The sequence below is a fragment of the Pseudomonas sp. SK2 genome (assembly GCF_016772395.1).
Lineage (GTDB): Bacteria > Pseudomonadota > Gammaproteobacteria > Pseudomonadales > Pseudomonadaceae > Aquipseudomonas > Aquipseudomonas taiwanensis.
Map to the genome: position 1 here is coordinate 506,008 of NZ_CP061944.1, position 25,820 is coordinate 531,827.

A 25,820-nucleotide genomic window follows, 5' to 3' on the forward strand; every position below is an offset into this window, starting at 1 on the left:
GCCGGCGATGGGCTGCAATGCAGCTTCAAGCGGAGTAATTTGATGAAAGCGCTGCTGGCCTCGATGGCCCTGGCGACACTGGCAGGATGCTCACTGCTGCAACCGGCGCAGCCCGCGCCGACGGACAACTGGACCCGTTGGGTCTGCGACACCCAGACCGAAGTCCTGTGGCGTTTCGCTGATGCGAAACGGGATGAAGTCGACGTACGCCTTGGCGGCGGTGACCAGGTCTACCGGCTCAAGTCCGAACCGGGTGCTTCCGGCGCGCTGTACAGCGATGGCGTGCTGGCCTTCCACACCAAGGGCGAAGAAGGCCTGGTGTACTGGGTGGCGACGAACGATCTGATTGGGCGGGGCTGCAAGGCACCGTGACTGGCCGGGCCGCGCTGGCGGCCCACACTACTTGAACAGCAACCGCCCCTGCGGCAGGCTTGCACGAAACAAACGACGCTTGTCGGGAGAGAGATACACAATGGCACTCATTAGCATGCGCCAGATGCTGGACCACGCCGCCGAGTTCGGTTACGGCGTTCCGGCTTTCAACGTCAACAACCTCGAGCAGATGCGCGCCATCATGGAAGCGGCCGACAAGACCGACTCCCCGGTGATCGTCCAGGCCTCGGCCGGCGCCCGCAAATATGCCGGTGCCCCTTTCCTGCGCCACCTGATCCTGGCGGCCATCGAAGAATTCCCGCACATTCCGGTGTGCATGCACCAGGACCACGGCACCAGCCCTGACGTCTGCCAGCGCTCCATCCAGCTGGGCTTCAGTTCGGTCATGATGGACGGTTCGCTCAAGGAAGACGGCAAGACTCCGTCCGACTACGAGTACAACGTTCGCGTCACCCAGCAGACCGTGGCATTCGCCCACGCCTGCGGTGTATCGGTAGAAGGCGAGCTGGGTTGCCTGGGCAGCCTGGAAACCGGCCAGGCCGGTGAAGAGGACGGTGTGGGCGCCGAAGGCATCCTGGACCACAGCCAGATGCTGACCGACCCGGAAGAAGCCGCTGACTTCGTCAAGAAGACCCAGGTCGATGCCCTGGCCATCGCCATCGGTACCAGCCACGGTGCCTACAAGTTCACCAAGCCGCCAACCGGCGACATCCTGGCCATCGACCGCATCAAGGAAATCCACAAGCGCATCCCGAACACCCACCTGGTGATGCACGGCTCCTCCTCGGTACCTCAGGAGTGGCTGAAAGTGATCAACGAGTACGGCGGTGACATCAAGGAAACCTACGGCGTGCCGGTCGAAGAAATCGTCGAAGGCATCAAGTACGGTGTACGCAAGGTCAACATCGACACCGACCTGCGCCTGGCTTCCACGGGTGCCATCCGTCGCTACATGGCTCAGCACCCGAGCGAGTTCGACCCACGCAAGTTCTTCGCCGAAACCGTGAAGGCCATGCGTGACGTGTGCATCGCCCGTTACGAAGCCTTCGGCACTGCGGGCAATGCCTCGAAGATCAAACCGATCTCCCTGGAAGGCATGTTCCAACGTTATGCCAAGGGTGAGCTGGCCGCCAAGGTCAACTGATCCGGCTGCTGCGTAACCCGAAAAGCCCGCATTCGATATGCGGGCTTTTTGTTTGTGCAAGGCTTGACCGGCTTCCCAGGCCTTGCTCGACTTTTTGCTGGTGGCGGGTTGACCGTTAGTCGGCTACCGTCCTAGTTGATGGCGCTTAGCCATTCCTTGCATTGCGCGTTTGGTCATCAAGGCTAGAGTTCATAATCGGATCCAATTGGATTCGAAGGCAGTCTTACAAGAGAAGCAGCATGGATGGCGCTCATACTCAATTGCCGGATGGCAACTCGGTTTTACTGGTTGTAGACGACTACCCGGAAAACCTCATCAGCATGCGGGCGCTCTTGGCCCGCAAGGATTGGCAGGTGTTGACGGCGAGCTCGGGGATGGAAGCCCTTAGCGCGTTGCTCGAGCACGATGTCGATTTGGTGCTGCTGGACGTTCAGATGCCGGAAATGGACGGCTTCGAAGTCGCCCGCCTGATGCGCGGCAGTCAGCGCACGCGGCTGACGCCGATCATTTTCCTGACGGCCAACGAGCAGTCCGACGAAGCCGTGCTCAAGGGGTACGCCAGCGGCGCCGTGGACTACATGTTCAAGCCGTTCGACCCGCAGATACTCAAGCCCAAGGTCCAGGCTTTGCTCGACCAGCAGAGTAACCGGCGCATGCTCCAGCGCCTGACCCGGGAGCTGGAGGCTGCCAGGGCGTTCAATGCCTCGATTCTGGAGAATGCCGCCGAGGGCATTCTAGTGGTGGATGCTACAGGCATCATCAGTTTTGCCAACCCGGCTATCTCGCGGCTGTTGCAGGCGCCGGTCGAGCAATTGCAGGGCGTGTCCGTACTGGACTTGGTGCAACTGCCCAATGTCAGCCTGTGGGTCGATTCAGAGTTCTACCAGGCCTACCTGGCACGGCGGATTTTTCGTGTGCATGACGCCCAGCTGCGTACCCAGACCGGTCAGTTGGTACCGGTGGCGCTGTCGTGCGCGCCACTGCCCGCCGAGCAGCAGGCCATGGTAGTGACGGTGCTGGACATGTCGGTGGTGCGCAACCTGCATCAGCAGCTCGAATATCAAGCCGTGACCGACCCCCTCACGGGCCTGCTCAATCGTCGCGGCTTCTATCAGGCGGCCGACGCGGTGCTGATGCGTAACGAACACTCGGACAAGTGCCAGGCGCTCATGTACATGGATCTGGACGGGTTCAAGCGCATCAATGACTCCCTGGGTCACGACGCCGGTGATCGTGTGCTGCGTTGGGTCGGCGAGCAGCTCAAGGACTGCTTGGGTAATGAAGCCCTGCTGGCACGCATGGGGGGCGATGAATTCACCGCGCTGTTCGACGGGCTACCGTATCCGGAACAGGCCGGGCGTTTTGCCGAGCGACTGCTCGAGCGGATGTCCAGCTGCCAGCATATAGATGATCTGGACCTGAACCTGGGGGTCAGCATCGGGATCGCCACGTACCCGGACTGCGGTGCCAGCGTCGAAGGCCTGCTGCGGGCCGCCGATGTGGCGATGTATGCAGCCAAGCGAGCCGGACGTCAGCAATACCGCTTCTATGATCAGGAGCTCAACGGCCGAGCACGTTCGAGGCTGATGCTCGAAGACGGTGTCCGCGCTGCCATCGAGGAACGCGCCTTCACCCTGGTGTATCAGCCCCAGGTCAGTTTCGCCGACGGTCACCTGCGTGGTTTCGAGGCATTGTTGCGCTGGCAGCACCCTAGTGTCGGCGATGTGCCGCCGGGGCTGTTCATTCCATTGCTGGAAGAGGCCCGGTTGATCAACCGCCTGGCCAGTTGGATCTATCGTCAGGGCGTGTCCCAGCGCCGGGCCTGGCGTGAACACTTCGCGCCGGACGTGGTACTGGGTATCAGCCTCAGTCGCGCACAGTTTTCCATGCCCAGCCTGGTGGACGAACTGCAGCGGGTAATCAACGAACAAGGGCTGAGCCCGTCGCAGTTGGAGGTCGAGGTCGCGGAGACTTCGCTGATGTACAACATCGACGAGGCGGTCAAGCAGGTCAATCGTTTGCGTGAGCTGGGTGTTCGGGTAGCCCTGGACGACTTTGGCGCAGGCGATTGTTCGCTGCGCATGCTGCGCGACCTGCCAATAGATACCTTGAAGATCGACCGTCATCTGGTTGCACGACTGCCGGACTCCGCGGTTGATGCAGCCCTGGTGCGCAGCGTGATCGCCTTGTGCGCGGACTACGCCATCACGGTCATCGCCGAAGGCGTTGAAACCCCGGCCCAGGCAGCTTGGCTCAAAGCCAACGGTTGTGCGTACGTGCAGGGTTTCATCGTCGCCCACCCGATGACGGCAGCGGATGCCGGGCGCTTCCCGACAATTTTCCCCTGGCCGAGGCTATGATTGGCTAAACTCGCCCTTCGTTCCGCCATACCCTGTGCCATGACCGCATTACGCTACTTGCAAGCCTACCCGCCGCACCTGCAGGCGCAGGTGCGCCAGATGATCGACAGCAACCGCCTGGGCGATTACCTGCAACGCCGTTACCCTGAACGTCACGACATTCAGAGCGACAAGGCGTTGTACGGTTATGCCCAGGATTTGCGTCAGCAGTACCTGCGCAGTGCGCCGAGCCTGGACAAGGTGTTGTTCGATAATCGTCTGGACCTCACCCACCGTGCGTTGGGGCTGAACACGGCGGTGTCGAGGATCCAGGGCGGCAAGCTCAAGGCAAAGAAGGAAATCCGCATTGCCTCGCTGTTCAAGGAGGCCGCGCCACAGTTCCTGCGCATGATCGTGGTGCATGAGCTGGCCCATCTGCGGGAGCGGGAGCACAACAAGGCGTTCTACCAGCTCTGTCAGCACATGGAGCCGGACTATCACCAACTGGAATTCGACCTGCGCGTCTACCTGACCTATCGGGAGCTGCAGGGCAATTGTTAAGGACCAAGCGGCATGGATGTGAGCAAGACCAAGAGCAGTTTCTATCGTCGTCTGTATGTGGCCTGGCTGATCGATAGTCAGACAGCCACCAGCGTACCGGCGCTGATGGAGGCCACCGGTATGCCACGGCGCACGGCGCAAGACACCATTGCCGCGCTGGCCGACCTGGATATCGTCTGCGAGTTCGAGCAACAGGAAGGTGCGCGCAACCATGCCGGGCATTACCGCATCCATGACTGGGGGGCCATCGACAAGCAGTGGATCATCCAGCACCTGCGGCAGATCCGTGAAGTCTTGGGGTACCCTTGACCGCTGTGGCGCGAGCCCCCTTGAACAGCGCAAGGCCGTCCTCCAGATCGCATCCATACGCCAGGAATTTGCAGATGTCCGCTAATCGGCAGGCTCTATCCCCTCGTTTCAGTAATTACGCCGCCATGGCCGATGGCGTTGCTACCCTGCTGTTCCCCCATGCCGAAGTCGTGGTTCACGACTTGCGCAGCCAGACCGTGGTGCATATCGCCAACAACATCTCCAAGCGCCAGCTGGGGGATGATTCGGCGCTGGATGACCTGCCCGCCGAACTGGACCCCTCGGCGCCCCTGGGGCCCTACGAAAAGCTCAATTGGAATGGCCAGAAGATCCGCTCCATCAGCAGCGTGATGGTCGATGAGTCCGGTCAGCCGGAAGCGCTGCTGTGCATCAATTTCAACATCTCGGTGCTCGAGCAGGCCAAGCAGGCGCTGGACCTGTTCTTCCAGGCCAGCCGCTTGCTGCCACAGCCAGAAGCACTGTTCCGCGACGATTGGCAGGAGCGGATCAATACCTTCCTGCACGCCTGGCTCGCGGACAAGGGGTTGAGCCTCGGCAGCCTCGACCGTGACCACAAGCGTGAGCTGGTGCAGGCCCTGCATGGACAAGGGGCTTTTCGTGGCAAGAGTGCCTATGACTACGTGGCCAATGTCCTGGGCATGGGGCGGGCGACGGTCTACAAGTATGTGAAGCTCATGCGGGAAGCGTGAAGGCAGGTCTCCAGCGACAGGCGATGCTTGCTGTTTGTAGATAAATATTCTACGGTGGACGAATATTCTATTCGTGGCGGCACTGTGGCCGCCTTTCACCCCGGAGAACCCGTCCATGGAAATCAACGATGCCGAACTCGACGCGCTGTTTCTGTCGATCTTCCAGGCTCATCAGGCGCTACGCCCGCAGGTACCCGTCACCCCGTTGCTCCCCAGTGCTGGGTTGTCCGCGCTGACCGGCTGTAACGTTCTTCTGAAGTGCGAGCACTTGCAGTGCACGGGGTCGTTCAAATTCAGGGGGGCCAGTAACAAGCTGCGGCTGTTGGATGCTCAGCAGCGTCACCTCGGGGTAATCGCCGCGTCCTCGGGCAACCATGGCCAAGGCCTGGCGCTGGCTGGCCAGTTGCTGGGGGTGCCCGTCACGGTCTACGCCAGCAGCGAGGCATCGCCGGTGAAGATCGACGCCATGCGCGCGCTGGGTGCCAATGTCCAATTGCTGGATTGCGACCCGCTTGAGGTCGAGCTCGAGGCAGGACGCCGGGCAAGGCAGCAAGGCAAGCCGTTCGTCTCGCCGTACAACGATCTGGAGGTCATCGCCGGGCAGGGCACCATCGGCATGGAATTGCTGGAGCAGCATTTCGACCTGGATGCAGTGTTCGTTGCCGTCGGTGGCGGGGGGATGATTTCCGGCATCGCTGCCGCGCTGCATAAACTCAAGCCGTCGGTGGAGGTGATCGGTTGCTGGCCGGTCAATGCGCCGACGCTGCAGCGCTCGCTGGTAGCGGGACGGATCATCGAGGTCGAAGAAACCGACACGCTCTCGGACGGCACCGCAGGCGGAGTCGAACCCGACAGCATCACTTTCGGCCTATGCCAGCGGCTGCTGGACAGGACCGTGCTGGTCAGCGAGCGTGAAATCAAGGACGCAATGCGCGATGTCGCCTCCCATGAACGCTGGATCATCGAAGGCGCGGCAGCGGTCGCTCTGGCGGGCATGAAGCAATTGGCCAAAGACTATCAAGGCAAGAATGTCGCGGTGGTGCTGTGCGGGCGCAACATCCAACTGGAGCAATACCTGGAGGCGATCGCATGAACGTCTTCGACAGGCACCGCATCGAACAACATCTTGACCTGGGCGTGGCCGAGCGTTGGCTCGAAGAGGGTTTCATCGCCTATTCCCAGGGAAAGGTCCAGGCACCCCCGGTCCAGACCTTCGTTTTTGCCCAGTCCAATGGTGACTGTTGCATCAAGTCGGCCTACGTGGAAGGCAGCGAGACCTTTACCGTCAAAGTGTCCACCGGCTTCTACGACAACCCTGCACGAGGATTGGAGAGCAATGACGGCTTGATGCTGGTGCTCTGTGCCCGAACCGGTCAGCCGCTGGCGTTGCTGGCGGACCAAGGTTGGCTGACCGGCATGCGTACAGCATTGGCCGGGCGGATCGTCGCGCGGCGGATGGCACCCGCGAAGGTCGAGGCGATCGGGATTCTTGGGACTGGAACCCAGGCGCGAATGCAACTGGCGCAACTCATGCCCGTTACCACGTGCCGCGAGGTGAGTGTGTGGGGGCGCAGCGATGCGGGGCTGGCTGCCTACCGGGATTACGCCCAGGCACTGGGGTTCGACGTGCGGGTGGAACGTGAGCCCAAGGCGGTCGCCGAAGCGGCCAACCTGATCGTCTGCACCACCCCGTCTCGTGAGGCCTTGCTGCAACGTGAATGGATACGGCCCGGTACGCACATCACTGCGTTGGGCGCCGACACGTCCGGCAAGCAAGAACTCGATCCAAGGCTGGTAGCCAGTGCCGACCGCATCGTGGTCGACTCGATCCGCCAGTGCAGTCAATATGGCGAGGTGTCCCACGCCTTGCAGGCTGGCTTGATGAGCCCGGCCAGGCTAGTGGAAATCGGGACTGTGCTCGCCGGTGACGCCATCGCTCGCGAAGATGAGGGGCAATTGACCGTGGCGGACCTGACCGGTGTCGCGGTTCAGGATGCGCAGATCGCGCGCTGTGCCTTCGAGTCGCTGCGTGGCTGAGAATCAGGCCTCGCAATGAGGCCTGAACATTACGCCCAGTCATGGCGGCATATCGTAGACCAAAATAGAGGCTATTTGACATCATTGCCCGCTATCGCTTACCTCTCCCGATGTGTAACCTGCAAGTCCTGTAGTTGCGAAGACCGCCTTCAATAGCGTGAGCCCTCTACTACAAAAGGACTTGAGCATGCGGCCACTGCTGTGCGTTCTGGGGTTACTGGGAGTGTTGCTGGCCATGCCTGCCGTGGGCCAGGAGAAGTTGCGGCTGGTAGCCGACAACTGGCCTCCGTTCACCGACAGTGGCATGCCAGGGGGGGGATTAGCCACCCGCATCGTCACCACGGCGTTCGCCCGCGCAGGCTACGACAGCGAAGTGGAAGAGGTGCCTTGGGCGCGGGCACTGATGGGGGTCGGGGAGGGTCGCTATGACGTCCTGATCGACGCGTGGTACACCGACTCACGGACGCAGATTGGCCACTTTTCCAAAGCCTACCTGACCAACCGCATTCGTCTGCTCCAGCGTAAGGGAAGCAACGTGCGCTACCAGCGTCAGTCGGATCTGTATCCCTACAGCATTGCCGTGGTACGCGATTATGCCTATTCGCCGCAATTCGATGGCGACAGCCGTCTGAACAAGGTGACTGTACGAAACTTTTCCACTGCCTTGCGCATGCTGGCCGCAGGACGGGTTCAGCTGGCGGTGGAGGATGAGTACGTTGCCCGCTACAACCTGCAGCGTGAATCTTCGAAAGTGCGCGATGAAGTCGAGTTGGTCGAGCCACCACTGGGGGAGAACAGCCTGCACATTCTGGTCAGCCTAAAGCGGCCCGACCATCTGCAGATCGTCGATCGTTTCGAGCGCGCCATCGCAGCGATGAAAGCCGATGGCAGCTATGCCCGCCTCATGCACCAGTACGGCTTCTGATCCCACCCTCTGAAACCGGCGTGCCGGCGATAGGGTGTACAGGTCAATCAGCCCGGTGCACCCTCCTTGATCAGATGCGCCGCCAGCGTTCGCAGCGGCCCCAATTGCCGGCAGATCAATGCCAATTGGGTCTGTACCAACCGCTGTTGTTCATCCAGCTCTTCCGGCATCTGCTCCAGCGTGTTGGCCAAGGCCTCTTCGGTATCGCTATGGATCGGCACCGGCAGTCGCGCCGCCAGTCCGTTGGCGATTTCGTCCAGGCTGCTGGCCAGGCTCTGGCCGGCACCTTCGATCAACTGCTCCTGGACTTCGGTCGGCAGCGTCGTATCGCGGTGGGCACCCAGCCCGGAGAGGTAGCTGAGCAAGGTATGCGACAGCACCAGGAAACGGAAACCGACATCGGCCTCTTTGCGAAAGTGCCCAGGCTCCATCAGCATGTTGGCCAGGGTAGTGGACAGCGCCGCATCGGCGTTGTGAGCATTGCGCCGCGCCAGGCGATAGGCCAGGTCATCGCGCTTGCCATGGGCATACTGCTGCATGATCTGGCGCAGGTACGCGCTGGCGCAGGACAGGGTGTTGGCCAGCGCCTTGTTCAGGTTACGGCCCTGCCAGTCAGGAAGGAACAGGAATACCGCGAGAATGGCGATCAGGCTACCCACCAGGGTATCGAACAGACGCGGCAGGAACAGCCCGTAACCGTCGCCGATCTGGTTGAAGCAGAACAGCACCATCAGGGTGATCGCAGCGGTGGCCAAAGTGTAGCGGGTCGTGCGGTTGACGAAGAACACCACGCCGGCGACCACGGCGAACATTGACTGGATGATCGGGCTGGGGAACAGGTCGAACAACGCCCAACCCACCGTGAGGCCGATGGCTGTGCCGATGACCCGCTGCACCAGTTTGCGCCGCGTGGCGCCGTAGTTGGGCTGGCAGACGAACAGCGTGGTAAGGATGATCCAGTAGCCCTGGGTCGGGTGAATCAGGTGCACCATGCCGTAGCCGACCGACAGTGCCAACGGCAGGCGCAGGGCATGGCGGAACAGCAACGAGGTGGGCGTAAGCTGCGTCCGCAGGCGGTTCCATACGTCCTTGAGGTTGCGTGGCGAACGGTCGAGCAGGCTGCTGTCGCTGGCGTCGGCAAGGCTGTCCGGGTTGCTTGCCGCCCCTAGAAGCCGGTCAAGGGTGGCAAGGTTGGCCGCCAGCGCACGCAATGAGCGCAGCAGCCCACGCCAGGCCGGGTTGCTCTGGATGCGCAAGTGCTCCAGTGAGGCGTTGAGGTCTTCCAGTGCTTCGGCAAAGCCAGTGTCCAGGACGAAGGGCTGGCGCAGGCGGATCGAGCGCGACAGCTCCTGGCACGCCGAACCCTGCTGGCGCAGCAGGCGCTGGCAGCGGAACATGACGTCACTGTGGAAGAACGCCTCGGCCAGGGCATTGTAGGGGTAGTGCGAGGCGCTGACCCGCTCGTGAATGTCTTGTGCCAGGAAGTACAGCTTCAGGTAGCGGCTGAGCTTGGAGTTCGGCTGGCTGTTGCCTACCCGGTGCAGAATGATTTCCTTGGCTGCGTTCAAGGCCGCTACGACCTTGCCGTTCTGCTGGGCCAGTTCCAGTCGCCGGGCCTCCACGTCGAGGTTGCGGATGGGCTCGAACAGATTGGCCTTGAGCTTAAGGTAGTGCCCCAGTTCACGGAATAACTTGGCCAGACTCTGTTGCACCGGCTGGTTGGAAAACAGTGCCTGCCACAAAACCGACAGCAGACCATACCAGGCGGCGCCTGCCACCAGCAGCAGTGGTTCGTGCCAGAAATCGGTTACCTGGCCGCCGCGCTGGTCCACGCCAATCATGGTGTAGACCGAAAGAATCAACGTTGCCGAGGCGATCGCGCCGTAGCGCTCGCCCAAGGCGCCGAGCATGGTCAGGCTGAAGGCTGCCAGGGCCAGGGCTGCGGCGAAGATCCAGGGATAGGGGAACAGCAACTCGACCGACAGGGCGGCGATGGCGAAGCACGCCAGGGTAACCGCCAGTGCGCTGAGACGGCCCTGCCAACTGTCATCGGTTTCGGCCAGGGCGCTGGCGATGATACCGAGGAACAGCGGGATCAGCAGTGCCATCTCGTCTTGATACCAGCACAGGGCCATGCTGCCGGTCAGGGCGATCGTTACCCGAATGCTGTAGCTGAACTTGTCTTGGCCCCACAAACGACGCAATGAATGGCGGAACGAGCTCGATGACATGATGGCCTTGGGCAGTGATCGAATGAATACCTTTCGAGGCCGGGCAATCGGGGCCGTTCACATCAGCCCCGGAAAACCGGCACTCCGCACACAGACCAGCAAGAAGCGTTCCGTGCTGCTGAATGGATTCTACTCTACACGAACTGCGCCGCGGCGTTAGCAGATGCCCAAGCCCATTGGAAATTGAAGCCGCCCAGGTGCCCGGTCACGTCCAGCACTTCTCCGATGAAGTAAAGACCTGGGCTCTTGAGCGACTCCATGGTCTTGGACGACACCTCTCGGGTGTCCACGCCGCCCAGGGTTACCTCGGCGGTGCGATAACCCTCGGTGCCGGCGGGCACCAGTTGCCAGGCCGACAACTTGTCGGCGATCTGGCCAAGCTCCGCCGGGGTGTACTGCTTCATGGGCTTGGACTCGAACCACTGCTCGGCCAACAGGTTGGCCAGCTTGCGGGTGAAAACTTCACCAAGCACGGTCTTCAGTTCGGCGTTGGCGCGCTCGGTCTGCTGTTGCTGCAACCATTCCAGCGCGTCACGATCCGGCAGCAGGTTGATCTCGACCGTGTCGCCGGCTTCCCAGAACGACGAAATCTGCAGAATTGCCGGCCCGCTCAGGCCGCGGTGAGTGAACAGCAGGTTCTCGCGGAAACGGGTGCCGTTGCAGCTGGCGGTGCAGTCCAGCGAGGTGCCCGAAAGCTCGCTGCACAATGCCTTGAGTTGGGGCTCGGTGATGGTGAACGGCACCAAGCCGGCGCGGGTCGGCAGCAGGGTATGGCCGAACTGGCGGGCCACCTGGTAACCAAAGCCGGTGGCGCCCAGTGTCGGGATCGACAGCCCGCCCGTGGCGATCACCAGCGACTGGCAGGCGAACGGGCCGGCGCTGGTCTGCAGCAGGTAACCCTGCTCGGTCTTTTCGATGTGCTCGATGCGCGTTTCCATGCGCAGTTCGGCACCCGCTTCATCGCACTCGGCCAGCAGCATGTTGAGGATGTCGCTGGACTTGTTGTCGCAGAACAGCTGGCCGAGCTTCTTCTCGTGGTAGGGCACGCCATGCTTGGCCACCAGTTCGATGAAGTCCCACTGGGTGTAGCGGGCCAGGGCCGACTTGCAGAAGTGCGGGTTCTGCGACAGGAAGTTGGACGGCTCGGTGTACATGTTGGTGAAGTTGCAGCGCCCGCCGCCGGACATGAGGATTTTCTTGCCTGGCTTGTTGGCGTGGTCGAGCAGCAACACACGGCGGCCTCGGCGGGCACTGAGCTGGGCGCACATCAGGCCGGCGGCGCCGGCGCCGAGGATGATTACATCGGTGGAATGCACGGTGTAAACCTGTCGGTATGAAACACGGAACCCTATGGCAGCGGGTTGACCCGCGAATACGGGGGTGCATTCGCTGGCGCATTCGCGGGTCAACCCGCTCCCACAGGATAGGCGTTTGGTTTTAGAGGATGCGAACCTTCAGGGAGCGTCCCTTGATCTTGCCGCTATTGAGCCGCTGCATGGCCTGCTTGGCCAGAGGACGCTCCACCGCCACGAACGCCTGGAAGTCGAAGATGGCGATCTTGCCCACCTGCTTACCCGGAATTCCGGCGTCACCCGTCAGCGCACCCAGGATATCGCCCGGGCGCAGCTTGTCCTTGCGGCCAGCCGCGATGCACAGCGTGGTCATTGGCGGAAGCAACGGCTCGCCGCCCTTGTGCTTCAGGCTGTCCAACTGGTCCCAGCGCAGCGGGCTCTTCTGCAGGGTCTCGATGGCCTGGGCGCGGTGACCTTCAGCCGGGGCCACCAGGCTGATGGCGATGCCTTTCTCGCCAGCACGGCCAGTCCGGCCGACACGGTGCACGTGGATTTCCGCGTCGCGGGCCAGTTCAACGTTGATGACCATGTCCAGGCCGTCGATATCCAGGCCTCGGGCGGCCACGTCGGTGGCCACCAGTACCGAGCTGCTGCGGTTGGCGAACATGGTTAGCACCTGATCGCGATCACGTTGCTCCAGGTCACCATGCAACGCCTGGGCGACGATGCCTTTGGCGGTGAGGTGGGCGACCACGTCTTCGCATTGTTGCTTGGTGAAGCAGAACGCCACGCAGGACTGCGGGCGATAGTGGCCCAGTACACGGGTGACCGCCTCCAGGCGCTGCTGTGGGTCGATCTCGATGAAGCGCTGCTCGATCTGGTTGTCGGCGTGCAGGCTCTCGACCTTCACTTGCTGTGGCTTGCGCATGAAATCGGCAGCCAACTGCTCGATGCCTGCCGGGTAGGTGGCGGAGAACAGCAGGGTCTGACGGCGCGACGGGGTCTTGCCGATGATGCTGGCGATGGCGTCGAAGAAGCCCATGTCGAGCATGCGGTCGGCTTCGTCCAGCACCAGGGTGTTAAGGCCGTCGAGCACCAGGGTGCCCTTGTCCAGGTGCTGCTGCACCCGGCCTGGCGTGCCGACGATGATGTGCGCACCATGCTCCAGCGAAGCGATCTGCGGGCCGAGCGAAACACCGCCACACAGGGTGAGGATCTTGATGTTGTCCTCGGCACGGGCCAGACGACGCAACTCCTTGGCCACCTGGTCGGCGAGCTCGCGGGTCGGGCATAGCACCAGGGCCTGGCAGCCGAAGTAGCGCGGGTTGATCGGGTTGAGCAGGCCAATGCCGAAGGCGGCAGTCTTGCCGCTGCCGGTCTTGGCCTGGGCGATCAGGTCCTGGCCCTTGAGAATGACCGGCAGGCTCTGGGCCTGGATCGGCGTCATCGAGGCGTAGCCGAGGGCGTCCAGGTTGGCCAGCATGGCAGCGGACAACGGCAAAGTGGCAAAGGCGGTGGTTTCGGTGGTCACGAGGCGGGCCTGCGGTGCGAAGCGAAAAATGCCGCACAGTCTACCAGCCTCGTGGCCATTCGCCCTACGAATCCATGTGGGCTTCCTGACGACGGGCACGCCTTCCGTCAGTCGGGGCCAGTTGCAGGAAGATCGCAGCGGCCAGCATGGCCATGATGCCAACCGTCAAGAACGTGAGCTGGAAGGCGCCAAGTGTCGTTTCCACGCCTTCGGCGCTGCCCGCCGCGGTGAAGCCGCCAAGCAGGGCGCCAGCGCAGGCTACGCCCAGGCTCAGCGACAATTGCGCGACCACCGACAACAAGCTGTTGCCGCTGCTGGCGCTGGCGTCGTCCAGGTCGATCAGGGTCACCGTGTTCATGGCGGTGAACTGCAACGAGTTCACCGCGCCGAGCAAGGCCAGTTGCACCAGCAGCAGGGCATAGGGCGTCTGCTCATCGACCAGGCCCAGGCTGGCCAGGAGCATGCCCAGCAGCAGCGTATTGCCGGTCAGCACGATGCGATAGCCCAGGCGCTCGATCATCGGTCTGGCGACCGACTTGGCCACCATCGCTGCGGCGGCCAGCGGAATCATGCTCATGCCGGCCTGGGACGGCGAGTAGCCTAGAGCGACCTGCAGCAGCAACGGCACCAGGAAGGGCAGGGCGCCGCTACCCAGGCGTGCGAACAGGTTGCCAAGGATGCCGATGGCGAATGTACGCACGCGGAATAGGCTGGGCGAAAACAGCGGCTGTGGGTCGCGCCCGGCGCGCAGCCAGTAGGCGGCCAGGCAGGCCATGCCGGCGAACAGCAACAGCATCACCCGCAGGTGCGGCAAATGCAGCTCGCCCAGGCCTTCCATGGCGATGGTGATCAGCACCATCGCTGCGCCAAACAGGATGAAGCCGGGCGTGTCGAAGGAGGTACGCTCGGCGCCGCGCAGGTCGGGGATGAATTTCCACACCGCCAGGCAACCGATTGCCCCTACCGGCAGGTTGAGCAGGAAGATCCAGTGCCAGCTCAGGATTTCTACCAGCCAGCCGCCCAGGGTTGGGCCCAGCAGCGGGCCGAGCAGGCCGGGGATGGTGATGAAGCTCATGATCCGCACCAGCTCTGAGCGCGGATAGGCACGCAGCACCACCAACCTGCCGACCGGCAGCATCAGCGCGCCCCCCAGGCCTTGCACGACGCGGGCGAAAATCAGGAAACCCAGGCTGTTGGCGGCGGCGCACAGCAGCGAGCCGAAGCTGAACAGCAAGATGGCGCTGAAGAAAATGTGCTTGGTACCGAAACGGTCGGCGATCCAGCCCGAGGCTGGAATCAGCAAGGCCACGGTCAGCATGTAGGAGATGATCACGCCCTGCATGCGCAACGGGTCCTCCTGCAGCGAGCGGGCCATGGCCGGCAGGGCGGTGTTGAGGATGGTGCCGTCCAGGGACTGCATGAAAAAGGCGATGGCCACCACCCAGGGGATCCAGCGGGCGGTGACGGGGTCCATCGGTGCACGATCAGGCATGACGTCCTCTTTTGTCTGTGCCGGCCGCTTCGCGGGCATACCGGTAATGCACCGGATGCTGTGCACTACCCTCAGGTACGGGCTTGCCCACGAAGAGGCCGCTAATGCCTATCACAATGTCAGGGTCAGGCTTTTGACCAGCGCCCCTGGTAAATGACTCGACCCGGTACTGCGCTGTCCATAGGTGCTGGTCGACAGGATCATTTCGCGCTCGCGGGTCAGGTCCTGCAGTTGGCTACCCAGCAGGTTGAACAGGCTGTCATCGAAACGCATGGTGCTCACCGGTCCCTGGATCTTGCCGTCTTCCACCCAGAACGTGGCGAAGCGGGTCAGCCCGGTCATGCGTGCTGCCGGCAAGTCCGAGTAATTCAGGTACCAGAGGTTGCTGATGTACAGACCAGTGCCAAGCCGTTGGAGAACCTCCGAGCGGGACAGGTTTCCTGCAGCCATGCTCAGCGCGCATGGCGATTCATGGCTGTCGGCCCCATTGGCCACCCCTTCGAACTCGGCTGCACTGCGCGCACTGATCAGCCGCTGCAACGCCTCGCCTTGCTGGATCAATGGCACGTCCATGCGCGGCGAGCCCTCATCGGAAAATGCCGGGCTCAGTGAACCGCTGACTTGCTCCGTGAAGCTGACCAGCGGACTCAGCCTGGCATCCCCGTTGTAAAGGCGCTGCAGGGGGCTGTTACCGGTAGCCAGGGCCTGGGCCGAAAAGCCTCCCCAGCACAGCATGCTGGCGATTTCGTCCATGGCGGCGGGCGCCAGGTATGCACGGTAGCTGCCAGGTTCGAGGTTAATCGCTGGGCGACCGAGGAAGCCCAACTGCTCGCGTGCCTGGCGCAGGCGGGCGGTGAAGTCATCGGCGCTCCAGACCTGTCCTGCATAGTTGGACTTCACGGCCTGGCCGTTTGCGTGGAACAGGCTCCAGTCGAAGTTGAAACTGTTGGCCTGGTGCCAGCCGAAAGCCCCGAACGAGCTGGCAAAACCTCGGTAGATCGGCCCGGCGGCGTAGATGCCGACCAGATCCAGGTCGCCGGCCTCCCGGTCGAGCAGGGCCAGTACTTCGCTCAGTTCCGGAAGTGACTGCTCCTGCAGGCTGTGGCTGTTCCAGGCGTTTTCGTCCAGGCGCAGGTAGGGGTCGACTGCCAACAGTGGCAAGGTCTGGCGCAGTTGTGCGAGAGCGTCGAACAGGCGCTGTTGGTCAAGCTGGGCGTCACCACTCAACGTCACGTGCTGTTCCGCCTGGCGGCCGTCGCGAATCAGCCGCATCTGCGCGCTGGCCTGGCTGACTTCGCCGGCCTGGCGCACCCTGGCGTGGTTGAAACGCACGAATTGCGACTGCTCGGCGCCATAGCCGAGCGTGAACTGCTCGCCCGGTTGCAGGGCGCTGCGCACCGCGCCGACCAGGGCTTCGAAAGTGCGTTTCATCAGGCGTCTCCCCCGAATACGTCGATCTGGCGGAATACGCAGGCTGGCGAAGCATGGCCGACCCGTACCACTTGGTTGGGTTCGCCCTTGCCGCAGTTGGGCGTACCGAGAACCTGGAAAGTACTACGGTCGCCGACCGCCGAGAGGTTACGCCAGAACTGCGCGGAGATGCCGCGGTAATTGGGGTTCTTGACGATGCCCTTGAGCTCGCCGTTCTCGATCAACTGGCCCCATTCGCAGCCGAACTGGAACTTGTTGCGTGCGTCGTCAATGGACCATGAGCGATTGGTGCGCATCAGGATGCCATGCTCGATGCCCTGGATCAGTTGTTCGAGCGACTGGTCGCCTGGCTCGATGTTGAGGTTGGCCATGCGGTCGATGGGTGCGCGGTTCCAGCCGCATGCCCGGCTGTTGGCCACGCCATCGAGGCCGGAGCGGAACTGCGACAGGGCGCCGCCCAGCGGGCGCAGCAACAGGCCGTCGCGAATCAGGAATTGCTTGCTGGCTTCGGTGCCGTCGTCATCGAAGCTGTAGCTGGCCAGTTCTTCGCCGATGGTGGGATCGAAGGTCACGTTCAGCAGCGTCGAGCCGTATTGCAGGTGACCGAAATCAGTGGTCTTGACGAAGCTGGTGCCGGCGTAGTTGCGTTCGTCACCCAGGATTCGGTCCATTTCCAGCGGATGGCCGATGGACTCGTGAATCTGCAGCATCATCTGGTCAGGCATCAGCAGCAGGTCACGTGGCCCGCTGGGGGTATTGGGCGCCAGCAGCAATTGCAGCGCTTCATCGGCAACACGGCGGGCCGCGCCAACCAGGCCGCAGCGCTCGATGATTTCGAAGCCCCCTTGCTGGCCAAAGTTCTCGCGGCCCAGGCTCCGGCTTTGGCTGTCCTGGCCATCGCTGGCGGTCACGCTCAGCCCAGGGAACAGGAAGCGTTGGGCATGGCGCAGCTCGGCACCGGCAGAGTTCAGGAAGGTTTGCTCGACCAGGCTAAGGCCAAGGCTCGCCTGCCAGTCCACCAGGCGGCTGTCCTTGGGTACGCTGGCCGACTCGTCGGCGAGCAGATCCAGGCAGTCGGCAAGGCTCGGCAGCGACTGGTCGTAGTTGGGCGAGATGTGATCGTGGCGTGCGCAGGCGACTGGTTGTTCGCGCAGGTCGAGCAGGCTGTGCGCAGCAATTTGCCGGGCCAGTGCCTCGGCCTGCTCCAACGCCCGCTGCAGGCCCACCTGAGACAGGTCGGCGGTGGCCGCGTAGGCCTCGACGCCATTGAGCCGGACGCTGAGCATGGCACCTTCGTCCTGGCTGAAGAGCGGCGGCTCGGCCACGTTGCGACGTACGGAAAGTGACTGGTGCGACTGCTTTACATGACGCAGGGAAAACAACTCGGCCGTACTGCGCAGCGCGGCGAAGCGCTGACGCAGCAGGGCGCCGGAATCGAACATGCGGAAACCTCCGTTGGCACGGTGGCTCCCCCTAGAACCACCCGTCTTGCATGGCGAGGCAGGTGTCGTCGCGTGCCTCGAGCAATGCCAGGTCATTATGGCAGGGCGGCAGTTCCCAGGTCAGGAAATAACGAGCGGCTTGCAGCTTGCTGAGCCGGCTCACGCCGCTACAGCGCAGAGAAAAGAGAAAAGCCCTACGCGCTATCAGGAATTGGCTGGCTAACCTTTTTGTGGAGTGGGAGCTTGATGGATTTTTTGATCAATTGGTTTCCACATGATACTTCTCATTCCTCGCTCGAAAGCGGACGTTCACTGTTCATTTCGCTTCGAAACGCCTTTCTTTGCCGTTTATCGTGTGTCCGAATCCTTGTTAAGGCCGGACGATTTGCCGGGGCTGCATGAGCTAATCCAAGAGTGCGGATTTTCGCCCCATGAGTGCTTATTTGAGTACGCCAAAAATATCACTCTAAAAAAAGTCGGTGATGGTGATTGGTTGCTAGCGTGTTCAGAGCCAATCAGTCCATTCAAGCCTAAAAGGGCTGAGTTTTGGCCCCTGCACAGCTCTCATGGCCAAAATTATTTGGAGTCAGTGACAGACAGTGCACGGGCAGAGGTTTTTTCAGCAGGATCGAACCCAACGGAAACCAGCGGGCCAGGAAAGTGGTTGTTAAAAGTGATCGATAATGAGGCGTTGTGGAACATATTGGCAATAGCCTCGAATAGAACCGGCACGATTGCCAATGAAGGAAGTATGATTTTTTCGGATGGTAAGGGCTGGGCAAATACTAGCCGTACACTCACACATGAATGGACTAGACTGGCGGATGACGAGCAGCACTTCGAGTCGGGCTCTGCGGTTTACCGTTATGGCACTCTGAAAAAAACGGTTCAGAAGTATGTGGAGTCGGATGACAATTGGGCGGTGAAAGGCCTGTCATGGTATTGGGTGCCGGTGACGCCCAATATTATTTTCGAACGGAAGCATTAAATGGATGAGAGGGTAGCGAGGAAGTACGTGTGGTGGGGATGGGGCGCCTTGGATGCACTGTATATGTTGAACTATGTGGCGAAGAGTGTGCTGCAAGATCGGCTCCCCTTTTTCTCAGACGCGCTGAGTGCGTTGAGGATCATTGATGATCACGGCAGCTATGCCGCTGTATTCATAACGCTGGGGTGGTGTTTGCAGTTGTCCATTGCTGCAAGTGGTATCTTGCTCTTGCGCAGGAGTCGGTGGGGTGAACGCTTGGTTTGGCTGCAGTTGCCATTTAGGTTATTGCTGTTCGTACCTTCTACATCGGTGCTGTTTTATTATATGGCTCCTCATTTTTCGCAGGGCTCAGTTGTAGGGATTGCACTTGTGGTTGCTAGCGAGCTCGCAAAGGTCTGGAGCCTGTGGTTTTTCAAAGAATCTGCACCCTCCACAGGAAGCATCACATAACGGGGAGTCGAGTTGGTATGAGCCACCGTGTTCTCGGTGGCTCCCCCTTTAGAACCACCCGTCTTGCATGGCGAGGCAGGTGTCGTCGCGTACCTCGAGCAATGCCAGGTCATTATGGCAGGGCGGCAGTTCCCAGGTCAGGAAATAACGAGCGGCTTGCAGCTTGCCGAGGTAGAAGTCGCGGTCCGCTTCGGTGCCCTTGATCAAGCCCAGCTCGGCATGAATTGCCTGCTCCAGCCAGCGCCAGCCAATGACGCAGTGGCCGAAGGCCTTGAGGTACAGCGCCGAGTTGGCCAAGGCTCCTGCGACCTTGCCCTGGGCCAAATCGCCGAGCAAGGCAAGGGTCACGGCTTGCAGCCGATTGACCAGCTGCTCGAGAGGTTGGCGCAGCGCGTCGAGGCTCGGGTGGTGGCTGGCGCGCTCGGCAGTGGCGGCGATCAGACGGACCAGCTGCTTGAGCCCGGAGCCACCGTTTTGCGCGAGCTTGCGGCCCAGCAAATCGAGTGACTGGATGCCGTGGGTGCCTTCGTGGATCGGATTCAGGCGGTTGTCGCGGTAGTACTGCTCGACCGGGTATTCGCGGGTGTAGCCGTGGCCGCCGAGAATCTGGATGGCCAGTTCGTTGGCCTTGAGGCAGAACTGCGAAGGCCATGACTTGACGATGGGCGTCAGCAGGTCGAGCAGTTCGTGGGCCTGGCGGCGTGCTGCGTCGTCGCTGGCGGTTTGAGTGTCATCGAACAGCCGCGCGGCATACAGGCCGAGGTCGAAGGCACCCTCGACATAAGCTTTCTGTGCCAGCAGCATGCGCCTGACATCAGTGTGAGCGATGATCGGCACTGCCGGGCTCTGAGGATCTTTGTTGTCCGGCAGTCGTCCTTGTGGCCGCTGGCGGGCGTATTCCAGTGAGTACAGGTAGCCTGCATAACCCAACATCACCGCACCCATGCCCACGCCGATGCGAGCTTCATTCATCATCTGGAACATGCACGCCAGGCCTTGGTGTGGCTGGCCGATCAGGTAGCCGACGCACGCGCCGTTGTCACCGAAGTTCAGTGCAGTGGACGTGGTGCCGCGCCAGCCCATCTTGTGGAACAGCCCGGCCAGCAGTACATCGTTGCGCGCGCCGCGGCTGCCATCTTCGTTGACCCGGTACTTGGGCACGATGAACAGCGAGATGCCCTTCACTCCGGGGGGCGCATCCGGCAGTTTGGCCAGGACCATGTGCACGATGTTTTCCGACAGTTCGTGATCGCCGCCGGAAATGAAAATCTTGTTGCCCTTGATGCGGTAGCTGCCGTCGCCAGCAGGTTCGGCGCGGGTGCGGATGTCGGCCAGCGACGAGCCCGCGTGGGGTTCGGTCAGGGCCATGGTGCCGAAGTAGCGGCCCTCGATCATCGGCTGGAGGAACAGGCGTTTCTGTTCCTCGGTGCCGAAGCTTTCGATCAGGTTGGCCGCACCCATGGTCAGGAACGGGTAGGCCGTGGTGCCAGCGTTGGCGGCCTGGAAATGGGCGAAGCAGGCCTGCGAGAGCAGGCTTGGCAGCTGCATGCCGCCCACTTCGAAGTCACGGTTGGCGTTGAGGAAGCCGGCTTCCAGAAACGCATCGACGGCCGGTTTCACGTCCGGGATCAATTCCGCGCGGCCATCCACGTAGCGCGGCTCGTGCTCGTCGCCTTTGCGGTTGTGTGGGGCGAAGAACTTTTCGGCGATGGTACGGGCGGTGGTGAGCGCCGCGTCGAAAGTCTCGCGGCTGTGCTCGGCGAAGCGCGGGCGCTGGGTCAGGGCCTCGGCGTCGAGGACTTCGTAGAGTTCGAAGGCAAGGTTGCGTGGGCTGAGCAGGGTCTCGGGCATGGTGGCGGTCCTTGGACGGGCTTGGGGCGAGTCTAGGGCTGCTGTTTTGGTAGGGACAGGGTTATTGGTGTTGGTGATATGGGAGAAGAAGGCGGAGCGGCAGCTGGATGGAAGGCGTGATGGCGGGCAGGTGCTTGTCGTTGGTTTGGCTGGGGTCTTGAGATCGAGCGCCGCCCGCGCGGCGCATCGCGAGCAAGGCTCGCTCCTACGTCTGTTTCGGGCCAGTAACGCCAGTGGCAGACGCGCGCGACCGTCTTGTTTGGACGACTCGATATCGCGCCGTTCACCAAAGCGGTCGCGCGCCAATATCACAGGAATAATTGGCCCGAAACAAACGTAGGAGCGAGCCTTGCTCGCGATGCGCCGCGCGGGCGGCGCTCGATCTCACGGCCACTGCAACGCCTACGTCGAACCCCCCTGAAGCATCGCCATATGCATTACCTGAACGCCAGCCAAAAAAAAAGGAGAGCCTAAGCTCTCCTTCCTTTTCGCATCAGCCCAATCAGCCAATGGTCATCAAGCTGGCGTTACCGCCCGCCGCTGCGGTGTTCACACTTACCGCGCGCTCGATCACCAATCGCTCCAGCGCAATCTGATGGTCGCCGCTGGACAGCCCGTGAACGCCGACGATCGCACCGGCACGCTTGGCCACCTGTTGGCAAATGCCGCGCAGCTGGTCCGAGTCGCCATGATGGAGGACTGCATCGAAGGCCACTTCGTCCTTGTTCCAGTCAGCCACCAGCTTGACCTTGGCCTGCAGCTCTTTCGGCAGGCGGGCGCGCAGGCTCTTGGCCGGCTCGCCATCCTGGAACACCGCCGAGCTGCCGACCGCCAGCACTGCAGCCAACTGAGCCAGCAGGTCCGCTTCGTTGTCCGCCAGGCACAGCACGTGCTCGCGTGGCAGGATGGTGTAGCTGTTGCGCTCGCCAGTCGGTCCTGGCAGGACGCGGGAGATACCGCTTTGCGACTGCGCGGCGAACTGCTCGCAGAGGGCGGCCAGATCGCTCAGCTGGTTGCTGTCTGCCCAGGCCTTGAGGCTGTGCAGCGGCTTGGTCAGCTGTTCGTGCAAGGTGCGGTCCGGCTTGCCTTCGCCATCCTGATGCTGGAAGTGACGGGCAATGGCATCGGCCGGACGGGTCGACAGCAGGCGATACAGGTACAGCGGGCCGCCCGCTTTCGGGCCGGTGCCGGACAGGCCTTCGCCACCGAATGGCTGTACACCCACCACCGCGCCGACGATGTTGCGGTTGACGTACATGTTGCCAGCGTTAGCGGTCTCGACCACCTTGGCGATGGTCTCGTCGATACGGGTATGCACGCCGAGGGTCAGGCCATAGCCGGAAGCATTGATCTGCTCGATCAGCTGGTCGAGGTTGCGGCGGTTGTAGCGCACGACGTGCAGCACAGGACCAAAGATCTCGCGCTTGAGCTCGTCGAAGCTCTCCAGTTCGATCAGGGTCGGCATGACGAAGGTGCCGCGCTTGCATTCCTCGGCGTTGGCGATGGCGACCTGGTAGACCGAGCGACCTTTCTCGCGCATACCCTGGATGTGCTTCTCGATGCCAGCCTTGGCCTCGGCGTCGATCACCGGGCCGATGTCCACGGCCAAGCGGTCCGGGTTGCCCAGGCGGCTTTCGGCCATGGCGCCCTTGAGCATCTCGATCACGCGGTCAGCGGAGTCTTCCTGCAGGCACAGGACCCGCAGGGCCGAGCAACGCTGGCCAGCACTGTCGAAGGCCGAGGACACCACGTCGATCACCACCTGTTCGGTCAGGGCCGAAGAGTCGACGATCATTGCGTTCTGGCCACCGGTTTCGGCGATCAGCGGAATTGGGCGGCCCTGGTTGTCCAGGCGACCGGCGACGTTGCGTTGCAGCAGGCGAGCAACTTCGGTGGAGCCGGTGAACATGACACCCTTGACGCGCTCGTCACCGACCAGGCCGGCGCCGACGGTTTCACCGCGGCCTGGCAGCAGTTGCAGCACGCCTTCCGGAATGCCGGCTTCCAGCAGCAGACGCACGGCCTGGGCTGCGATCAGCGGGGTTTGCTCGGCCGGCTTGGCCAGCACCGGGTTACCGGCAGCCAGCGCCGCGGCCACTTGGCCGGTGAAGATCGCCAGCGGGAAGTTCCACGGGCTGATGCACACCACCGGGCCCAGTGGGCGGTGGGCGTCGTTGCTGAAGTCGTTGCGTGCCTGTACTGCGTAGTAGCGCAGGAAGTCCACCGCCTCGCGCACTTCGGCGATGGCGTTGGCGAAGGTCTTGCCGGCTTCGCGGATGAGCAGGCCCATCAGCGGCTGGATCTCGGCTTCCATCAGGTCGGCGGTGCGTTCGAGGATCGCCGCGCGTTCGGCCGGTGGAGTGGCCTGCCAGATCGGCCCGGCATTGAGCGCGCACTGGATGGCGTTGTCTACGTCGGCAACCGTGGCTTCCTGAACGTGACCGACCACGTCACGATGGTCGGCTGGGTTCAGTACCGGCGCGGCAGTGCTTTCGCTGGCGGCGCAGGCCAGCAGCGGGGCGGCTTTCCAGTCGTTGTGAGCGGTGGCCAGCATGGCGCAGGACAGCGACGCCAGGCGATGTTCGTTGGCCATGTCGATACCGGCGGAGTTGGCTCGCTCGGTGCCGTACAGATCACGCGGCAGCGGGATGCGCGGGTGTGGCAGGCCGATGCTGCCTTCCTGAGTGGCCATGCGCTCGATGCTGGCGACTGGGTCGGCGACCAGTTCCTGGATCGAGATCGAGTGGTCGGCAATGCGGTTGACGAACGAGGTGTTGGCGCCGTTTTCCAGCAGACGACGTACCAGGTAGGCCAGCAGCGTTTCGTGCGTACCGACCGGTGCATAGACGCGGCACGGGCGGTTGAGCTTGCCTTCGGAGATCTTGCCGACCACCTGCTCGTACAGCGGCTCGCCCATGCCGTGCAGGCACTGGAACTCATACTGGCCCGGATAGTAGTTCTGGCCGGCGATGTGGTAGATGGCCGACAGGGTGTGGGCGTTGTGGGTGGCGAACTGCGGGTAGATGGCTTCTGGCACCGACAGCAGCTTGCGGGCACAGGCGATGTAGGAAACGTCGGTGTACACCTTGCGGGTATAGACCGGGTAGCCTTCCAGGCCTTCCACTTGGGCGCGCTTGATCTCGCTGTCCCAGTAGGCGCCTTTCACCAGTCGGATCATCAGGCGGTGACGGCTGCGCTTGGCCAGGTCGATGACGTAGTCGATCACGTACGGGCAGCGCTTCTGATAGGCCTGGATAACGAAACCGATACCGTTCCAGCCTGCCAGCGACGGCTCGAAGCACAGGCGCTCGAGCAGGTCGAGGGACAGTTCGAGGCGGTCGGCTTCTTCGGCGTCGATGTTCAGGCCGATGTCGTACTGCTTGGCCAGCAGGGTCAGTGACAGCAGGCGCGGGTACAGCTCTTCCATCACGCGCTCGTACTGGGCGCGGCTGTAGCGTGGGTGCAGGGCCGACAGCTTGATGGAGATGCCCGGGCCTTCATAGATGCCGCGGCCATGGGAGGCCTTGCCGATCGAGTGAATGGCTTGTTCGTAGGACGCCAGGTATTTCTGCGCATCGTGCTCGGTCAGTGCGGCTTCGCCGAGCATGTCGTAGGAATAGCGGAAACCTTTGGACTCGAAACGGCTGGCGTTGGCCAGGGCTTCGGCGATGGTTTCACCGGTGACGAACTGCTCACCCATCAGGCGCATGGCCATGTCGACGCCCTTGCGGATCATCGGTTCGCCGCTCTTGCCGATGATGCGGGTGAGCGAGGAGGTCAGGCCGGATTCGTTGTGGGTGCTGACCAGCTTGCCGGTCAGCAGCAGGCCCCAGGTGGCGGCATTGACGAACAGCGACGGGCTGTTGCCCAGGTGCGGCTGCCAGTTGCCAGTACTGATCTTGTCGCGGATCAGGGCGTCGCGAGTGCCTTTGTCAGGGATGCGCAGCAGGGCTTCGGCCAGGCACATCAGGGCTACGCCCTCCTGGGACGACAGCGAAAACTCCTGCAGCAGGCCCTGGACGATACCGGCACGGCCTCCAGCGCTCTTCTGGTTACGCAATTTTTCAGCGATGCCGGCGGCCATCTTGTTGGTGGCTTCGGCTTGCGCTGCGCTCAGGCGAGCCTGCTCCAGCAGCATCGGAATGACTTCCTGCTCCGGACGGCGATAGGCGGCAGTGATGGCCGAGCGCAGTACCGATTGCGGCAGGATGCTCTCGGCGAACTCGAGGAAGCACTGGTGGACGTGGTCGGGCTGGACTTCGCCAGCTTCGTCCGCCAGGTTGCTGGCATGACCGTTGAGTTCGGTCAGGGTGGCGCCACCCTCTAGCTTCTCCAGATAGTTGAAGATCGCTTGCTTGATCAACCAATGCGGCGTGCGGTCGATGGACTGCGCAGCTGCTTTGAGTCGCTCACGGGTCGGGTCGTCGAGTTTGACCCCAAGGGTGGTCGTCGCCATTTCTTATCCTCGTTATTGCCACGGCTGTGGCCTAAGCTGTGCCAAGAGTATCCGTAGGTGTTTCCGGGTGCAACCAGGTGCAACCCGAATTTTTTCGGGAAAAGGTGCAACTCGTCCGGTCGGGTGCTTGGCATCCGAAAATGAGGCGTTCCTGGTGCATTTTCTTCTGAAAAACGGGGTTTTTGCTCCAAAAGGGAGCAAGAAATCGGCTTTCTCTGAAAACGCTCGGGCAGGTGCA

At 62.2% G+C, this 25,820-nt stretch carries 19 protein-coding genes and 1 pseudogene; 11 read left to right on the forward strand and 9 right to left on the reverse strand.

Features of this window, described 5'->3' with window-relative positions:
• The first annotated feature begins 42 nt into the window (after positions 1-42).
• From IF103_RS02215 to IF103_RS02255, 9 genes are all read left to right on the forward strand, one after another.
• Positions 43-372, forward strand: a complete 330-nt coding sequence (locus tag IF103_RS02215) for an MliC family protein (RefSeq protein ID WP_023378381.1) — start codon at positions 43-45, stop codon at positions 370-372.
• A gap of 100 nt (positions 373-472) precedes the next feature.
• Positions 473-1,537 (forward strand): class II fructose-bisphosphate aldolase, encoded by a 1,065-nt coding sequence (gene fba, locus IF103_RS02220; protein WP_023378382.1) that lies wholly within the window; start codon positions 473-475, stop codon positions 1,535-1,537.
• Between the two features lie 239 nt (positions 1,538-1,776).
• Positions 1,777-3,897, forward strand: a complete 2,121-nt coding sequence (locus IF103_RS02225) for a putative bifunctional diguanylate cyclase/phosphodiesterase (protein WP_023378384.1) — start codon at positions 1,777-1,779, stop codon at positions 3,895-3,897.
• 39 nt (positions 3,898-3,936) lie between these two features.
• Complete coding sequence (locus IF103_RS02230) at positions 3,937-4,437, forward strand: M48 metallopeptidase family protein (protein WP_023378386.1); 501 nt, start codon at positions 3,937-3,939, stop codon at positions 4,435-4,437.
• A 12-nt stretch (positions 4,438-4,449) separates the two neighbouring features.
• Positions 4,450-4,746 carry a winged helix-turn-helix domain-containing protein gene (locus IF103_RS02235; protein WP_023378388.1) on the forward strand — a complete coding sequence of 99 codons (297 nt, stop codon included), beginning with the start codon at positions 4,450-4,452 and terminating at the stop codon, positions 4,744-4,746.
• Between the two features lie 74 nt (positions 4,747-4,820).
• On the forward strand, positions 4,821-5,456 hold the full coding sequence (locus tag IF103_RS02240) for a helix-turn-helix transcriptional regulator (protein WP_027907947.1): 636 nt from the start codon (positions 4,821-4,823) through the stop codon (positions 5,454-5,456).
• A 115-nt stretch (positions 5,457-5,571) separates the two neighbouring features.
• Positions 5,572-6,549: a threonine/serine dehydratase gene (locus IF103_RS02245; protein WP_104882252.1), complete on the forward strand. Its 978-nt coding sequence runs from the start codon at positions 5,572-5,574 to the stop codon at positions 6,547-6,549.
• Positions 6,546-7,493: an ornithine cyclodeaminase family protein gene (locus IF103_RS02250; RefSeq protein ID WP_023378393.1), complete on the forward strand. Its 948-nt coding sequence runs from the start codon at positions 6,546-6,548 to the stop codon at positions 7,491-7,493. The genes IF103_RS02245 and IF103_RS02250 overlap by 4 nt, the downstream gene beginning before the upstream one ends.
• A gap of 187 nt (positions 7,494-7,680) precedes the next feature.
• On the forward strand, positions 7,681-8,418 hold the full coding sequence (locus IF103_RS02255; protein ID WP_202675832.1) for a substrate-binding periplasmic protein: 738 nt from the start codon (positions 7,681-7,683) through the stop codon (positions 8,416-8,418).
• Between the two features lie 47 nt (positions 8,419-8,465).
• Here IF103_RS02255 and yccS read toward each other — a convergent pair whose 3' ends face one another.
• The 7 genes and pseudogenes from yccS to IF103_RS25265 all read right to left on the reverse strand — a co-directional run.
• The gene (gene yccS / locus IF103_RS02260) at positions 8,466-10,649 is read right to left on the reverse strand and encodes a YccS family putative transporter (protein WP_104883024.1); all 2,184 of its coding nucleotides are present in this window, start codon (positions 10,647-10,649) and stop codon (positions 8,466-8,468) included.
• A gap of 134 nt (positions 10,650-10,783) precedes the next feature.
• Positions 10,784-11,965, reverse strand: a complete 1,182-nt coding sequence (locus tag IF103_RS02265) for a BaiN/RdsA family NAD(P)/FAD-dependent oxidoreductase (RefSeq protein ID WP_023378398.1) — start codon at positions 11,963-11,965, stop codon at positions 10,784-10,786.
• Between the two features lie 121 nt (positions 11,966-12,086).
• Complete coding sequence (gene dbpA, locus IF103_RS02270) at positions 12,087-13,424, reverse strand: ATP-dependent RNA helicase DbpA (RefSeq protein ID WP_238346403.1); 1,338 nt, start codon at positions 13,422-13,424, stop codon at positions 12,087-12,089.
• Between the two features lie 112 nt (positions 13,425-13,536).
• Positions 13,537-14,964, reverse strand: a complete 1,428-nt coding sequence (mdtD, locus tag IF103_RS02275) for a multidrug transporter subunit MdtD (RefSeq protein ID WP_023378401.1) — start codon at positions 14,962-14,964, stop codon at positions 13,537-13,539.
• A 111-nt stretch (positions 14,965-15,075) separates the two neighbouring features.
• Complete coding sequence (locus tag IF103_RS02280) at positions 15,076-16,395, reverse strand: TldD/PmbA family protein (RefSeq protein WP_023378402.1); 1,320 nt, start codon at positions 16,393-16,395, stop codon at positions 15,076-15,078.
• Positions 16,395-17,837 (reverse strand): TldD/PmbA family protein, encoded by a 1,443-nt coding sequence (locus IF103_RS02285; RefSeq protein WP_027907948.1) that lies wholly within the window; start codon positions 17,835-17,837, stop codon positions 16,395-16,397. Before IF103_RS02285 ends, IF103_RS02280 begins: the two co-directional genes overlap by 1 nt.
• A gap of 31 nt (positions 17,838-17,868) precedes the next feature.
• A pseudogene (locus IF103_RS25265) lies at positions 17,869-17,985 on the reverse strand (hypothetical protein); the annotation flags it as partial.
• Between the two features lie 126 nt (positions 17,986-18,111).
• Between IF103_RS25265 and IF103_RS02290 the strand changes: the two are divergent.
• Both IF103_RS02290 and IF103_RS02295 read left to right on the forward strand, forming a co-directional pair.
• On the forward strand, positions 18,112-18,825 hold the full coding sequence (locus IF103_RS02290) for a hypothetical protein (RefSeq protein WP_202675833.1): 714 nt from the start codon (positions 18,112-18,114) through the stop codon (positions 18,823-18,825).
• Positions 18,826-19,275: a hypothetical protein gene (locus IF103_RS02295; RefSeq protein WP_202675834.1), complete on the forward strand. Its 450-nt coding sequence runs from the start codon at positions 18,826-18,828 to the stop codon at positions 19,273-19,275. It begins immediately after the preceding gene.
• A gap of 48 nt (positions 19,276-19,323) precedes the next feature.
• Here IF103_RS02295 and IF103_RS02300 read toward each other — a convergent pair whose 3' ends face one another.
• Together IF103_RS02300 and putA are read right to left on the reverse strand one after the other, a co-directional pair.
• Positions 19,324-21,126 (reverse strand): acyl-CoA dehydrogenase, encoded by a 1,803-nt coding sequence (locus IF103_RS02300; RefSeq protein WP_023378409.1) that lies wholly within the window; start codon positions 21,124-21,126, stop codon positions 19,324-19,326.
• Between the two features lie 502 nt (positions 21,127-21,628).
• The gene (gene putA / locus IF103_RS02305) at positions 21,629-25,582 is read right to left on the reverse strand and encodes a trifunctional transcriptional regulator/proline dehydrogenase/L-glutamate gamma-semialdehyde dehydrogenase (RefSeq protein WP_023378410.1); all 3,954 of its coding nucleotides are present in this window, start codon (positions 25,580-25,582) and stop codon (positions 21,629-21,631) included.
• Positions 25,583-25,820 lie beyond the last annotated feature (238 nt).